Below are 12,415 nucleotides of genomic sequence, written 5' to 3'. Positions count from 1 at the left end.
GTTACGGCCTCAATTCAATGACCGTCTTGCCGATTCTTACAGGTACCCCTGGCTCGACGGGCAGGGCACGGGTAAGTTGCTGGTCGCCCAGGTAGGTTCCGTTGGTGGAGCCCAGATCCTCGATGAACCAGCGGCTGCCCTGTGGGAAGAGCCTGGCGTGGCGGCCGGAGGCATAATCGTCCTCCAACACCAGCGTGGCTTCCTGGGCGCGGCCCAGCAGGATGGGGCTGGCGGCCAGCGGCAGGGTCCTGCCCTTGAGCGGTCCTTCGACCACCACCAGCTGCCGCGCCTGCTGCTTTACGGGTTGTGGCGGGGCCTCGGCCAGCTCGGGATTGCGCCGCACCTGCCGGGCCGTTGGGGCGCCGGCAGCAGCCTTGCGGCCCACCATGAGATCGCGGCGCATGGCGGAGACGATGCTGAAGATAAGGACCCAGAGGAGCAGCAGGAAGCCAAACCGCAGCGCGGTGATGGTGAGGTCGCTCATGCGTGGCCACCCGGGTTGGCAGGAAGCAGGCGGAAGATAATCTTTGTCCGTCCCATCGTGATGGTGGAGCCGTCAGTAAGTTCGGTGCTTCCGGAAACCTTCTGGCCGTTGACGTAGCTGCCGTTGGTGGAACCCAGATCCACTGCGCTGGTGACCCCGTTGGCCGTCCTGATTTCCAGGTGCCGCCGGGACACGCCCGTGTCATCGATGTGGATGTCTGCTTCCGATGACCGGCCCAGGACGATGGACGGGGCGTTCAGCGAGTAGCGCTGCCCGTCGATGTCCAGGACAGGCTGCAACCTGACCGGCTGCCGGCTGGGCGCTGCCGGGACGTTGGGCCTGGGCTGGGGAGCTCCCGCCTGGGACTTTTCCGTGGACGAGGCAATCTCGAAGTCACCGGCACGCAGTGCGGAATCCCGGCGGAAGGAAATCCGGACCGGCCCCTGGAGGGTGTAGCCCTGGCTGCGGACGTGGTTAATGACCACGTCGCAAAGTTCCTCCGCCAGCGGAGTGCCCCATTCCTGGGCCCGGGCGAAGTCGCCGTCGCTGAGCTGGACGTCGAAGACGTTAGGGACCAGCGTGCGGCCGGCTGCGACGGTAAGCGCCTTGTGGTCCACTTCGCGGCGGAGCCGGCTGGCGATTTCCACGGGCTCGACCTGGGCCTTGGAACCGGTGGAGAAGACACCGCGGACGGCCTTTTCAATGCCACGTTCAACCTTGTCAAGCAGACCCATGGTTCTTCTCCTTTCCCCCCGGTTCCGGGGCAGTAGTTGTTGCTGACCAGCACCTGCAGGACAGTTCACCGCTGTGCGGGCTGACAGCTGTCAGCGGCCACTCCTACATCCGATACTACTTGCCACCCCCGCCAATGACCTTAATCCACAACGGCCGGGCGCCGTCGAAAGTTCGCGCGCGGGGGCCGACGGACCATGCCCGGCACGGGTTTTCCGCGACTCCGAACGGGCCTCCCGGGCGCGTATTGACCCCGGTCATGAACGGCATTGGACGCGCTGCGGGGGACCGCCCGGCAGCCAATTGGTAATTTGCGGCATGTGTCCGTTATGCTTGATCTCGCTGCTTTTACGAGGCGCGGAACGGGAAACCGAACCGGTCGAGTGGAGGAAGTTGCGCGCGAGTGGCGGAACGGCAGACGCGCTGGCTTCAGGTGCCAGTGTCCGAAAGGGCGTGGGGGTTCAAATCCCCCCTCGCGCACGCAATGGAAAGAGCCCCGGTCTTAGGACCGGGGCTCTTTTGCGTTTCCGGCGTATCCGGAGCTTGCCCGCAAAACCTTTCCTACAAGGTCCGGATCAGCGAACAGGCTTAGGACCCGGGCGTGGCCCCCGGCTAACTCGACGGGCGTGCCGAAGCCTTGAACCGGCGTCGTGAATTGGCCAGGTGGGTGCGCATGGCCGCGGCTGCCGTGGCCCCGTCACCGTCCGCGATCGCGTCCCGGATGGCCCGGTGCTCCAGCACCACCTGGTCGAAATGGTCCCGGGCGTAGTGCTCAACGCCGGTCATCAGGCGGGTGCGGGGCATGGCGATCATGGTCTGCCCCAGCGAGGCCAGACAGTCGGAGTAGAAGGGATTGCCTGACGCCGCGGCCACGGCCCGGTGGAACTCGAAGTCCGACTTCATGGCGTGGGCGGGATGGTCCGCACTTTCGCTGAAGTCATCGAGCGCCGCCGTGACCGCGCGCAACTGCCGCTCCGTATGGTTCCGCGCGGCCAGCGCCGCGGCTTCAGTCTCAACCCCCATCCGGAAGGCCAGCAGGTGCAGCCTGTCCTCGGTAGTGGCCACCGGACGTCCTCCCGGCACTGGCGGGGGACCATCAGCAGGGGGAGTGAGGGCGAAGCTGCCGCGTCCGCGTTCGGTTTCCACCAGCCCCTCGGCCTGCAGCCGGGTAAGCGCGGCACGGACCACAGTCCTGCTGACGCCGAAATCGGTGATGAGCGTATTCTCGCTGGGCAGTTTCTCGCCCGGCTGGATCACGCCGTCGACAATGCGGTTGCGAAGGTCGGCGGCGAGGTCCGCGGTGAGGTTCCGGCTCATGGTTCCAAGGTTACGGCGTCAGGGTCGGGCGCCGAACTCCACGCTCTCGGTGGTCCACGCGCGCGCCTGGTCGCTCAGCGTGACGCCAAGGCCGGGACGGTCCGGGACAATCATGCGGCCGTCCTTGGTTTCGAGGCGTTCGTTGAACAGCGGGTCCAGCCAGTCGAAATGCTCCACCCAGGGCTCCCGGGGGTAGGCGGCCGCGAGGTGCAGGTGGATTTCCATGGCGAAATGCGGGGCCAGGCCCAGTCCGCGCTCGTCCGCCAGTGCGGCGAGGCGCAGGAACTGGGTGATGCCGCCCACGCGCGGGGCGTCCGGCTGGATGATGTCGCAGCCGTTGACGGCGATCAGCCCCTTGTGCTCGGCCACCGAGGCGAGCATCTCGCCGGTGGCGATGGGGGTGTCCAGGACCTGGGCCAGGTGCGCGTGGCCTTCGAAGTCGTAGGCGTCGAGGGGCTCTTCGATCCAGACGAGGTCGAACTCCTCCAACCGGCGGCCCATGCGCAGGGCCGTGGCGCGGTCCCATTGCTGGTTGGCGTCCACCATCAGTGGAACGTCCGGGCCAATGTGGTCGCGGATCCCCGCCACGCGGCGCAGGTCCTCTTTGCTGTCCGGCAGGCCCACTTTGATCTTGATGCCGCCGATGCCCTCCTCAAGGGACTGGGTGGCGCGGGCCTTTACCTCGTCCAGGGAAGCATTCAGGAAGCCGCCGGAGGTGTTGTAGGTCCGCACGGAGTCGCGGTAGGAGCCCAGGAACTTTGCCAGCGGCAGTCCGGCGCGCTTGGCCTTGAGGTCATACAAGGCGATGTCGACGGCGGCGAGGGCCTGGGTAGCGACGCCGGAGCGGCCCACGGAAGCGCCGGCCCACAGCAGCTTGGTGTAGATCCTGGCGATGTCGTTGGGGTCCTCGCCGATCAGGCCTTCCGCCACCTCTTTGGCGTGGGCGTACTGCGCGGGTCCGCCGGCCCGCTTGGAGTAGCTGAAGCCGATGCCGGAGTGGCCGAGTTCGGTGGTGATCTCCGCGAAGAGGAAGACCACCTCCGTCATGGGCTTCTGCCGGCCGGTAAAGACCTTGGCATCGCTGATGGGGACGGCGAGGGGAAGGCGGGCGGTGGACAGCTTGACGTGCCGGATCAGATCAACGGTGCTCATGAATTCTCCTAGAGGCGGGGCTGGGCTCCTTCGCCCACCCCCTTAGGATATAAGTAGCCAACTTGTATTACAAGTTAGCTTTGTCCGCTGCCGGGCCTTGATCTCCGTGGCAGGCGGCGATTCCAAGCAGGCCGCGGATGGGCGACTATGGTGGGGTGGCTGCAAGAGTGCAGGACGGACGCGCAGGGATAGACGCCGGATTGGTAAAAAGGCTGATCGCTGCCCAGTTTCCACAGTGGGCGGGCCTTCCCGTTCGGCCAGTGGAGTTTGACGGGTGGGACAACCGGACCTACCGCCTGGGGGAGACCATGGCGGTGCGATTGCCCACAGCGTCCGGCTACGTTCCAGCGGTAGCGAAGGAGTGTAAATGGCTGCCGCAGCTCGCCCCGCACCTGCCAGTAGCTATTCCTACGATTCTTGGAGTCGGGAGTCCCGGCGAGGGGTATCCGTTCGCGTGGTCCGTCCGCCGCTGGATCGAGGGTGGTGCCGCGGACCGGGCACCGATCGCTGACCTGCGGGCGTTCGCGATTGAGGTGGCCGAATTCCTCCTCGCGCTGCAGGCCTGCGATACGGCGGGCGGGCCGGCGGCTGGGGAGCACAGTTGGTTCCGCGGCGCCGCGCCGGCCCATTACGACGACGAGACGCAGCACTGCCTGCGCGCGCTTGAAGGACGGGTCGATCCGGTGGCGGCGGGATCCGTCTGGGACGCGGCGATCGGGTCGGACTGGACCGGGGAGCCGGTATGGTTCCACGGCGACGTTGCGGCGGGGAACCTGCTGGCCGCCGGCGGCCACCTTGTGGCGGTCATCGACTTTGGCACATCCGGCATTGGCGACCCGGCGTGTGACCTTGTCATCGCCTGGACGATGTTTGCGGGCGGGAGCAGGGAAGCTTTCCGGCGGGCAGTTGGCCAGGATGACCGGATGTGGGCCAGGGCCCGCGGCTGGGCGCTCTGGAAGGCGCTGCTCGGTCTCGCCGGGTCTGACGGCGGAGGCCTGCACGGCAGCGCGAACCTGCGAATCATCGCTGACCTGGTCGACGAACATTCGCGCATCGCCTGAGGGCGGAGCGCGCCCCCAGGCGGGGCCACAATCCGAGCTGTTGCCCGGAGAACCTAACGCCGCAGTGCCCCCAGTCCGGAGACGAGTGCCTCCAGTCCCAGGCTGAAGGCAGTGTCGGCCGGGCGGCCGTGCTCCACGCCGGCCTCCTGGCCGCCGTTCCCGGAAGCGGCCGAGCTCCTGACAGCTGCGGTGAAGAAGGGAGTTGAGTCCGCCATAGACCCGGAGTCGAAGATGTCCTCCGGTGCCGTGACGTCGTACGCGGAGCCAAAGATAAAGGACTCCAGCGCCACGATGGCGGGAACAATGCGCTCCTGTGGGAAGCCGGCGCCGGCAAATCCCTTACTGACCGTTTCGTACATGGCGAGGGTCTGCGGCGCATCCGTGACCGGCAGGACGGCGATCACGGGAATCAGCGGGGTGTGGGCGGCAAAGACGTCACGGTAGCTCCATGCCCAGCCGCGGACTGCGTCCTCCCAGGGTCCGGAACCGAATCCGGAGACGTCCACAAGGGACATCAGGTGGTCCTCCACCAGGAGCAGCACGTCCTGCTTCGAGGCCACGTGGTTGTACAGGGCGGACGGTGCCACCTCGAGCAGCTTGGCCAGGGCGGCCATGGTGAGCCCGTCGTATCCCTTGCGGTTAATCAGGTCCAGCGCCGCTGCCGTGATCCCGGACTTGTCCAGCACTGCTGCCGACGGCCGGCCCGCCCGCCTCTTCTGCGCGCCGCCGTTGCTGGTGGTGCGTCCCTGTGCGGCTGATACTGCCGGCATTGCTGCCCTTTCGTTGATGGTCTCCAGCATTATTCCATCCGGTACTTCCGCTCCCCGAAGCCAGCAGCTATAGTTCTAGTAAATGAATGGCATTCATTTAGTGGTCCCCGTCACCAAGGGACGCAGAGAGGACATCATGCAGAACCTGAACCGCGACGTCGTTGTCGTTGGAGCCGGCCCGTCCGGACTGACCGCCGCCCGTGAACTGAAGAAGGCCGGCCTTACCGTCGCTGTGCTCGAGGCGCGCGACCGCGTGGGCGGCCGCACCTGGACGGACACGGTGGACGGAGCCATGCTCGAAATCGGCGGCCAGTGGGTTTCGCCGGACCAGACGGCCCTCCTGGAGCTGCTGGAGGAACTGAACCTGGAGACCTACCCCCGCTACCGCGATGGCGAGTCCATCTACATCGGCGTGGACGGTAGGCGCATGCGCTACACCGGCGACACCTTCCCCGTGGACGCGCACGCTGCCGTCGAAATGGACCGCCTGGTGGCCCTGCTGGACGGGCTTGCCGCAGAGATTGGCCCGACCGAACCCTGGGCCCACCCAAAGGCCCGCGAACTGGACACCATTTCCTTCCACCATTGGCTGCGGCAGAACTCCACCAATGAGGAAGCATGCAAGAATATCGGCCTGTTCATCGCAGGAGGCATGCTCACCAAGCCCGCGCACTCTTTCTCCGCCCTCCAGGCCGTCCTGATGGCGGCGTCCGCCGGCTCGTTCACCCACCTGACGGATGAAGACTTCATCCTGGACCGGCGCGTGGTGGGCGGCATGCAGCAGGTTTCGCTGCTGCAGACGCAGGAGTTGGGCGGGGACGTCGTCCTCAACAGCCCGGTGCGCACCATCAACTGGGAGGCGGACGGCGACGGCGGCCACCGCGTCGCCGTTGTGTCGGACCGGGCCACCGTCAACGCGCGCTTCGTGATCATGGCGGTGCCGCCCAACCTCTACTCCCGCGTCTCGTTCAACCCGCCGTTGCCGCGCCGGCAGCACCAGATGCACCAGCACCAGTCGCTGGGCCTGGTCATCAAGGTCCACGCTGTCTACGACCGGCCCTTCTGGCGGGACAAGGGGCTGTCCGGCACCGGCTTCGGCGCGGACGCCCTGGTCCAGGAGGTGTACGACAACACCAACCATGGCGACGCCCGCGGCACCCTGGTGGGGTTCGTCTCAGATGAAAAGGCCGACGCCGTCTTCGAGCTGTCCGCCGACGACCGCAAAAAAGCCATCCTGGAATCCATTGCCGCCTACCTCGGTGACGAGGCGCTCACGCCTGAGGTCTACTACGAGTCCGACTGGGGCTCGGAGGAATGGACCCGCGGCGCATACGCTGCCAGCTATGACCTGGGCGGGCTCCACCGCTACGGCAAGGACCAGCACGCACCGGTGGGCCCGATTTACTGGTCCTCGTCCGACCTCGCGGCGGAGGGCTACCAGCACGTGGATGGTGCCATCCGGATGGGCCGCATCACCGCCGCACGCATCGCTGAGGTAGCGAAGGTCCCGGTGGCCGCCGGCTGGTAAATAAGCATGCTTACTATTAGGCTGGCCGCGGGGAGCGTCCCCGACTTCAGACGAACGAGGTGAGGCATGACTGACGCGCAGAGCATCAGCAAGGTTACGGAGATCATCAACGATTCCAGGATCGGAATGGTCACCACCATCAATGAAGAAGGCGCCCTCGTCAGCCGGCCGCTGGCCGTCCAGGACGTAAAGGACGACGGCGATATGTGGTTCTTCACCGGGCTCGGCACGTCACAGGTTGCGCACGTCCGGGCTGATCCGCGGGTCAACGTCGCCTTTGGCAAGAACACGGAGTGGGTTTCCGTTGCCGGAACTGCCCAGGTGGTCACCGACCGGGCCAAGATCCACGAGCTGTGGAACCAGGCCGTGGAGGCATGGTTCCCGGACGGCCCGGACACCCCCGAGGTGTGCCTGCTGCACATCGACTCGGACACCGCCGAGTACTGGACCAGCCCCGGCGGCACCGCAGCCACAGTGTTGCAGTGGGTGAAGTCAAAGGTCACCAACAGCCGGATGAGCGTTGGCGAAAGCGGCACCGTGGAGCTGTAGTCCACGACTTTAAAGGGCGGGGCGGGGCGGCTAAGGCTGCTCCGCCCCTTCCAGTGCCTGCAGAACCGCCGGCAGGAGGACATCGTTGCGTCCCCACACGGGATCGAACACCTCGATATACCAGGAGTCAGCGAGCAGGAGCGCAAGGGCGTCATTGGTTTCCTCCGCCCAGTCACGGATCTGTTCCTCGTCCACCGGGTTCTCGCTGGAACCCAGCACCGTGGTGATTTCCGTCCCGGCCAGGGTCACCGGAATGGCGGCGCTGCTCGACTCCCCAGGGGCGTGAACCACGGCAACCAGTTCGGTGCGGGTGGAGAGCCCCAGCAGTGCCTGCGCCGTGGCCGCACCGCAGAAACCCGTGACGTACTGCCGCTGCGCTGCCCCTTCGGCAAGGATCCCCGGCTGCGATTCCTTCGTGAAGAGTCCCTTCCGGTTCAGCTCTGCCAGCCCCTTGGCGATAGGCCGCGTTTCGTCGTCGTAGGCGGCGGCAAAGTGCCCCGGCTGATACGAACTGCCGCCTTCAAGCCAGCGTGCCGTCAGCTCCCCGGCGGCTTCCAGGGTGGTGGCCTGCCGCCAGACTCCGCGGTCCTCCAGCAGGCGGCCGTACTGGTCATGGACAGGTACTTCCTCAGGCTTCATCCTGGGATGCTACCGCCCGTCGGCAGGGCCCATCCAACGCCAGCGACACAGCAGTTAACGTCAGGCACCCTGCTCCGAAGGCAGTGCGGACGGGATCCCGGCCGCCCGTTCGGCGGCCGCCAGGGACGCGGCCAGGCTTCCGACGGCGTCCGGGTAGCCCTGGTGCGCCGCCTCCCGCTGCTGCTCCGCGGCCCGCAGGGCTTTGATCAGTGCTGACGTTTCCGGCCGTCGGACATCGGTCAGGTCCGGGAAGTCGATGCTGCACGCCGGGTCCAGCTCATAGCTCCGCCACCGGAGCAGGAGTTCGTCATGCCGTGCGCGGGCTGCCTGGTGGGCGAAGTGCTGCTCGCGCTCTTCGCGCCGTGCGGCACGCCGGGCCAGGAGCCTGGGGGTTGCGCGGTAGGCGGCAATTCCAGCAGCAGCCCCGGCCCCGGCCAGGATCAATCCGGCCCACGGCGATACCAGCGCAGGGATCAATAAGGCCGGGATGGCCACGCAGGCACCCAGGAAGAGGTCCCAGAACACCTGGTCCGGAGCCTCCTGTGAGCCGCCTTTGGGAGCCAGTACCCGGCGTCGGACAAGGAACACCGTGCCGGCCACGCTTGCCACCAGCAGCGGACCGAACAGAAGCACCACCCACGCGCCGTGGAACAGGGATTCCGCCATTGCCATCGCACACCTCCAGGGCTGCAGCCCCGGCCGGAAAGCCCGGACTGGTCCTTCCATTGCATCGCCTTCGCGCTGGCCCGTCAATGCCGCCTGGACCGCCCCGAACTGCCTTGGCGGGTGGAATAAAAGGATGTCGGCGCTGCATTTCCGTATTAACGGGCCCCACCCACAGGGCAAGGAGGAAGGCAATGACCAGGATTGCAGTGGTGGCCGGCAGTACCCGGCCGGGACGGCGCAGCATGCAGGTTGCCGAGTGGGTTCTGAAACGCGCGAGGGAACATGGCGGCGCCGAGTTTGAGATATTGGACGTGGCCGATTTTGACCTGCCGCTGCTGGATGAGCCGAAGCCCCCGTCGCTGGGAAACTACCAGCAGGACCACACGAAAAGGTGGGCCGCGGCGGTCAAGGGCTTTGACGGGTTCATCTTTGTTACCGCCGAATACAACCATTCCGTTCCCGGCGCCCTGAAGAACGCACTGGATTACATCTACGCTGAATGGAACAACAAGGCAGTGGCCTTCGTCAGCTACGGCAGCGCCGGTGGTGTCCGGGCGGTGGAAAACCTGCGGCTGATCGCCGGTGAGCTCCAAATGGCGGACGTGCGGGCCCAGGTGGCGCTCCCGTTCGCCACCGACTTCCGCGACTACACCACCTTCACGCCCTCCGATGGCGCCGAGCAGGCACTGCAACCGCTGTTCGGGCAGCTCATTTCATGGTCAGCTGCGCTGCAAACCCTCAGGAAGTGAGTAGCGTGAGGTCATGCGACTGAAAATGTGCAGTATCCATGTCCAGGACCCCGCAGCGGCGCACGTCTTCTACACCGGGACGCTTGGCTTCGACACGCTGATGGCCATGCCCGAGCACAACCTCTACATCATCAAAGACCCCGGTTCTGATGACAGTTCCGTTGGCCTTCTGCTCGAGCCGAGCGACAACCCGATCGGTGCCAGCTACATGAACGCGGTGCGCGAGGCAGGGCTTCCCGCGATCGTTTTCGGGGTTCCCGACGTGCAGGCCGAATACGACCGGCTGGTGGCAGCGGGGGTCAGTTTCAAGATTCCCCCCACCACGGATCCATTCGGGACCAGCGCTGTGTTCGACGACGGCTGCGGCAACTACATCCAGATCCACCAGGACTGAGGGCTACTTCGCCTGCGCGCGGTCCTTCTTGGCCTGCTTCTTCGCTGCCTCATCCTTGACCCGCTGGGCTTCGGCGCGCACCGCGGCGTGCGTGGCGCGCTCGGTGACCAGCCACTGCGGCGGAGCCTGCAGCAGCGCGGTGATCTCCGCCGTCGTGAGGGCTTCCTCCACTCCGCCCCGGGTCAGGCCGCTGATCGAGACGTTGAGCTTCTGCGCCACGACCGGGCGGGGGTGCGGGCCGTTGCGGCGCAGCTCGGCGAGCCATTCCGGCGGGTTGGCCTGGAGCTCGGCGAACTGCTCGCGGGTGATGGTTGAATCCTGGAACTCCTGCGGCGTGGCCGGGAGGTAGATGCCGAGTTTCTTGGCAACGGTGGCCGGCTTCATGGACTGGGAGTTTGCAGAGGTCATGCTTCAAGGGTATCCGGGCGCCGGGTACTGTGAAGACGTGCCCACCGACAATACCCCCGCTCCCGATGCCCGGTCCATTGAGGACCAGTCCACTGCCGATCCAGCAGCGCCCCGGGTCCTGCGCATCGCGTACGTCGCTGGAGTCACTCCCGGGAAGTGGATCCGCCGCTGGGAGGAACGGATGCCGGATATTCCCCTTGAGGCATTCATGGTGGATGATGACGCGCAGCTTGGCGCCCTGCGTGACGGCGCGGCGGCGATGGCCTTCGTCCGCCTGCCTGTCGAGCGGGAAGGGCTCAGCGTCATACCGCTGTACGAGGAACAGCCGGTGGTGGTGGCGCCGAAGGGCCACGAAATTTCGGTCTTCGAGGAAGTGGCTCTGGCCGACCTGGCGCAGGAATCGTTCCTCGACGTGGCCGCGCTGGGCGGACCGGAGGCCGCGCTCCAAGTGGTTGCTGCGGGGGCCGGCCTGGTGATCCTCCCCATGCCGGTGGCACGCCACCTCAACGTCAAGGACACCGTGGCCCGCCGGCTAAGCGGCACCGACGGAACCGAAATCGCCCTGGCATGGCCTGCCGACTCCACGGATGAGGTGCTGGAGGAATTCATCGGCATCGTGCGCGGACGCACCGCCCAGAGCTCACGGCAGCCCTCCGCCCAGCCGGTGAAGGTGAAGAAGGAACCCAAACCCGACCGCCGGGGCACCGGCGCCAAGAAGGCACCGAAGGTAGCGCAGCGCTACGCCCCGAATCCGGACAAGGGCCGGGGCAAGGGATCACGGAAAAAGGGCAAGCGCTAGGAACAGCACGCAGGCCGGCTCCGCGGTTGGCGGTGCCGGCCTGCGTGGTTAAAACTGCAAGCCTAGGTGTTTTGGATGTGGTCTTTGGCGTCGGTGGCGTGGTCTTTGACGTCGGCGGCTGCGTATTGGCCTTCGGTTTTGACGTTTTGGGCGGCGTCTGTGGCGGTGGCCTTGACGTTTTCCATGGCTTCCTGGGCTGGTTCCTTGAGGTCCTGGGCGACGGTTTTGGCGGCGTCGGTGACCTGGGCGGCCAAGGGTTGGGCTGCGGTTTTGAGTTGGTCCGCGGCTTCGCGTTCTTTTTGGCTTGCCGGGATCAGGGATGAGATCAGCATGCCGGCGCCGAAGGCGATTAGTCCGGCGGCCAGGGGGTTGCCTGCGGTTTTGGCTTTGACCTGGTCCGGGGCGTTGGAGACGGCGGTGCCGGCGTCGGAGAGTTTGGCGGCGACGTTGTCTTTGGCGTCGTGCAGGGTGTCTCCGGTGGAGTGCATGGTGTTGGTGGTGTGGCCGGTTCCGGTGTGCAGGGTGTCCTGGGTCCGGGTGGTGGCGTGGTCTGCTGCTCCCATGATTTTCTCCTTGACCCCGGTCACGGCGTCCCGGACCTTGTCGGTTTGGCGGTGGACGATGTTGGACGGGGTGACTTTGTCGGCCACGGCGTCGACGTTGGTGCCCAGGCGTGCCCGGGTGGCTTCTATGTCTGCGCGGATGACGTCGGGGTTTTCGCTCATCGGTTTACCTCGCCTGGTTTGAGGGTTGGGGGTATTTCTGAGAGGGTTTCGCCGGTTTGGGGCATGCCCTTGATTTGTTTGAGTTCCTTGCGGCCGATCGAGGCCAGGACCGCGGCGATGATGGCCCAGATGACGGCGACGATCAGGGCGGACCAGCCCAGGGGCATGATGGCGCCCAGGGCCCACATCAGGGCCAGGGAGAGGAAGAGCAGGACGAAGTGTCCGCCGACGCCGGCGCCGGCGAGCATGCCGGCGCCTTTCCCGGCGCGGGTGGCGGATTGTTTGGCTTCGGCTTTGGCCAGTTCCACTTCCTGGCGCATCAGGGTGGACAGGTCCCGGGTGACGTCCCCGAGCAGTTCACCCAGGGACGCGTTGTCCGCTTTCACGTGCGCCGCGCTGGGCGGCGGCTCCGGAATCTGGCTACTCATCACAGACCACCCGT

At 66.2% G+C, this 12,415-nt stretch carries 16 protein-coding genes and 1 tRNA gene; 7 read left to right on the top strand and 10 right to left on the bottom strand.

Annotated features, from left to right (window positions below; translation table 11 throughout):
- Position 1 precedes the first annotated feature (1 nt).
- A complete protein-coding gene (locus tag ACTJK0_RS06140) occupies positions 2-484 on the bottom strand; it encodes an FHA domain-containing protein FhaB/FipA (RefSeq protein ID WP_043448659.1) in 483 nt (160 codons plus the stop codon).
- Entirely contained in the window at positions 481-1,218 is a 738-nt protein-coding gene (locus tag ACTJK0_RS06135; RefSeq protein ID WP_110545289.1) for a DUF3662 and FHA domain-containing protein, read from the bottom strand. Before ACTJK0_RS06135 ends, ACTJK0_RS06140 begins: the two co-directional genes overlap by 4 nt.
- A gap of 395 nt (positions 1,219-1,613) precedes the next feature.
- On the opposite strand from ACTJK0_RS06135, the gene ACTJK0_RS06130 reads away from it, so the two are divergent.
- Positions 1,614-1,696: transfer RNA gene (locus tag ACTJK0_RS06130), tRNA-Leu, on the top strand.
- A 132-nt stretch (positions 1,697-1,828) separates the two neighbouring features.
- On the opposite strand, the gene ACTJK0_RS06125 is transcribed toward ACTJK0_RS06130, so the two are convergent.
- Both ACTJK0_RS06125 and ACTJK0_RS06120 read right to left on the bottom strand, forming a co-directional pair.
- On the bottom strand, positions 1,829-2,533 hold the full coding sequence (locus ACTJK0_RS06125; RefSeq protein WP_440744628.1) for a FadR/GntR family transcriptional regulator: 705 nt from the start codon (positions 2,531-2,533) through the stop codon (positions 1,829-1,831).
- Positions 2,534-2,551: 18 nt separating this feature from the next.
- A complete protein-coding gene (locus ACTJK0_RS06120) occupies positions 2,552-3,685 on the bottom strand; it encodes an L-talarate/galactarate dehydratase (RefSeq protein WP_440744627.1) in 1,134 nt (377 codons plus the stop codon).
- A gap of 260 nt (positions 3,686-3,945) precedes the next feature.
- On the opposite strand from ACTJK0_RS06120, the gene ACTJK0_RS06115 reads away from it, so the two are divergent.
- On the top strand, positions 3,946-4,746 hold the full coding sequence (locus tag ACTJK0_RS06115; RefSeq protein WP_440744626.1) for an aminoglycoside phosphotransferase family protein: 801 nt from the start codon (positions 3,946-3,948) through the stop codon (positions 4,744-4,746).
- Between the two features lie 53 nt (positions 4,747-4,799).
- Here the strand turns inward: ACTJK0_RS06115 and ACTJK0_RS06110 are convergent, their stop codons facing one another.
- Positions 4,800-5,546, bottom strand: a complete 747-nt coding sequence (locus ACTJK0_RS06110) for a TetR/AcrR family transcriptional regulator (RefSeq protein ID WP_440744625.1) — start codon at positions 5,544-5,546, stop codon at positions 4,800-4,802.
- 52 nt (positions 5,547-5,598) lie between these two features.
- Here ACTJK0_RS06110 and ACTJK0_RS06105 point away from each other — a divergent pair, with 52 nt between their 5' ends.
- Both ACTJK0_RS06105 and ACTJK0_RS06100 read left to right on the top strand, forming a co-directional pair.
- Positions 5,599-7,044, top strand: a complete 1,446-nt coding sequence (locus tag ACTJK0_RS06105; RefSeq protein WP_440744624.1) for a flavin monoamine oxidase family protein — start codon at positions 5,599-5,601, stop codon at positions 7,042-7,044.
- Positions 7,045-7,110: 66 nt separating this feature from the next.
- Positions 7,111-7,593, top strand: coding sequence for a pyridoxamine 5'-phosphate oxidase family protein (locus ACTJK0_RS06100; protein WP_110545298.1), 483 nt, complete (start codon positions 7,111-7,113; stop codon positions 7,591-7,593).
- A 30-nt stretch (positions 7,594-7,623) separates the two neighbouring features.
- On the opposite strand, the gene ACTJK0_RS06095 is transcribed toward ACTJK0_RS06100, so the two are convergent.
- The gene (locus ACTJK0_RS06095; RefSeq protein WP_110545299.1) at positions 7,624-8,232 is read right to left on the bottom strand and encodes a DUF6919 domain-containing protein; all 609 of its coding nucleotides are present in this window, start codon (positions 8,230-8,232) and stop codon (positions 7,624-7,626) included.
- A 60-nt stretch (positions 8,233-8,292) separates the two neighbouring features.
- Entirely contained in the window at positions 8,293-8,898 is a 606-nt protein-coding gene (locus ACTJK0_RS06090) for a hypothetical protein (protein WP_440744623.1), read from the bottom strand.
- A 191-nt stretch (positions 8,899-9,089) separates the two neighbouring features.
- Between ACTJK0_RS06090 and ACTJK0_RS06085 the strand changes: the two genes are divergently transcribed.
- Positions 9,090-9,647, top strand: coding sequence for an NADPH-dependent FMN reductase (locus ACTJK0_RS06085; RefSeq protein WP_440744622.1), 558 nt, complete (start codon positions 9,090-9,092; stop codon positions 9,645-9,647).
- Between the two features lie 13 nt (positions 9,648-9,660).
- Entirely contained in the window at positions 9,661-10,041 is a 381-nt protein-coding gene (locus ACTJK0_RS06080; protein WP_440744621.1) for a VOC family protein, read from the top strand.
- 3 nt (positions 10,042-10,044) lie between these two features.
- On the opposite strand, the gene ACTJK0_RS06075 is transcribed toward ACTJK0_RS06080, so the two are convergent.
- Entirely contained in the window at positions 10,045-10,449 is a 405-nt protein-coding gene (locus ACTJK0_RS06075; RefSeq protein WP_110545306.1) for a DUF5997 family protein, read from the bottom strand.
- Here ACTJK0_RS06075 and ACTJK0_RS06070 point away from each other — a divergent pair.
- Positions 10,412-11,248 carry a LysR family substrate-binding domain-containing protein gene (locus ACTJK0_RS06070; RefSeq protein ID WP_440744620.1) on the top strand — a complete coding sequence of 279 codons (837 nt, stop codon included), beginning with the start codon at positions 10,412-10,414 and terminating at the stop codon, positions 11,246-11,248. The genes ACTJK0_RS06075 and ACTJK0_RS06070 overlap by 38 nt on opposite strands.
- A gap of 62 nt (positions 11,249-11,310) precedes the next feature.
- On the opposite strand, the gene ACTJK0_RS06065 is transcribed toward ACTJK0_RS06070, so the two are convergent.
- Both ACTJK0_RS06065 and ACTJK0_RS06060 read right to left on the bottom strand, forming a co-directional pair.
- The gene (locus ACTJK0_RS06065) at positions 11,311-11,973 is read right to left on the bottom strand and encodes a DUF3618 domain-containing protein (RefSeq protein ID WP_440744619.1); all 663 of its coding nucleotides are present in this window, start codon (positions 11,971-11,973) and stop codon (positions 11,311-11,313) included.
- Positions 11,970-12,401 carry a phage holin family protein gene (locus ACTJK0_RS06060; protein WP_440744743.1) on the bottom strand — a complete coding sequence of 144 codons (432 nt, stop codon included), beginning with the start codon at positions 12,399-12,401 and terminating at the stop codon, positions 11,970-11,972. The genes ACTJK0_RS06065 and ACTJK0_RS06060 overlap by 4 nt, the downstream gene beginning before the upstream one ends.
- Between the last annotated feature and the right edge of the window lie 14 nt (positions 12,402-12,415).

It is taken from the genome of Paenarthrobacter sp. 22069, assembly GCF_052046035.1.
Lineage (GTDB): Bacteria > Actinomycetota > Actinomycetes > Actinomycetales > Micrococcaceae > Arthrobacter.
The sequence above is the reverse complement of the archived record's forward strand: the minus strand, read 5'-3'. Positions and strand labels throughout refer to the sequence as shown.

Bases quoted from the DNA above. Each gene is read 5' to 3' on its own strand.
- ACTJK0_RS06140 (WP_043448659.1), bottom strand. From the start codon at position 484: ATGAGCGACCTCACCATCACCGCGCTGCGGTTTGGCTTCCTGCTGCTC.
- ACTJK0_RS06135 (WP_110545289.1), bottom strand. From the start codon at position 1,218: ATGGGTCTGCTTGACAAGGTTGAACGTGGCATTGAAAAGGCCGTCCGC.
- ACTJK0_RS06125 (WP_440744628.1), bottom strand. From the start codon at position 2,533: ATGAGCCGGAACCTCACCGCGGACCTCGCCGCCGACCTTCGCAACCGC.
- ACTJK0_RS06120 (WP_440744627.1), bottom strand. From the start codon at position 3,685: ATGAGCACCGTTGATCTGATCCGGCACGTCAAGCTGTCCACCGCCCGC.
- ACTJK0_RS06110 (WP_440744625.1), bottom strand. From the start codon at position 5,546: ATGCTGGAGACCATCAACGAAAGGGCAGCAATGCCGGCAGTATCAGCC.
- ACTJK0_RS06105 (WP_440744624.1), top strand. From the start codon at position 5,599: ATGAATGGCATTCATTTAGTGGTCCCCGTCACCAAGGGACGCAGAGAG.
- ACTJK0_RS06100 (WP_110545298.1), top strand. From the start codon at position 7,111: ATGACTGACGCGCAGAGCATCAGCAAGGTTACGGAGATCATCAACGAT.
- ACTJK0_RS06095 (WP_110545299.1), bottom strand. From the start codon at position 8,232: ATGAAGCCTGAGGAAGTACCTGTCCATGACCAGTACGGCCGCCTGCTG.
- ACTJK0_RS06090 (WP_440744623.1), bottom strand. From the start codon at position 8,898: ATGGCGGAATCCCTGTTCCACGGCGCGTGGGTGGTGCTTCTGTTCGGT.
- ACTJK0_RS06085 (WP_440744622.1), top strand. From the start codon at position 9,090: ATGACCAGGATTGCAGTGGTGGCCGGCAGTACCCGGCCGGGACGGCGC.
- ACTJK0_RS06080 (WP_440744621.1), top strand. From the start codon at position 9,661: ATGCGACTGAAAATGTGCAGTATCCATGTCCAGGACCCCGCAGCGGCG.
- ACTJK0_RS06075 (WP_110545306.1), bottom strand. From the start codon at position 10,449: ATGACCTCTGCAAACTCCCAGTCCATGAAGCCGGCCACCGTTGCCAAG.
- ACTJK0_RS06065 (WP_440744619.1), bottom strand. From the start codon at position 11,973: ATGAGCGAAAACCCCGACGTCATCCGCGCAGACATAGAAGCCACCCGG.
- ACTJK0_RS06060 (WP_440744743.1), bottom strand. From the start codon at position 12,401: ATGAGTAGCCAGATTCCGGAGCCGCCGCCCAGCGCGGCGCACGTGAAA.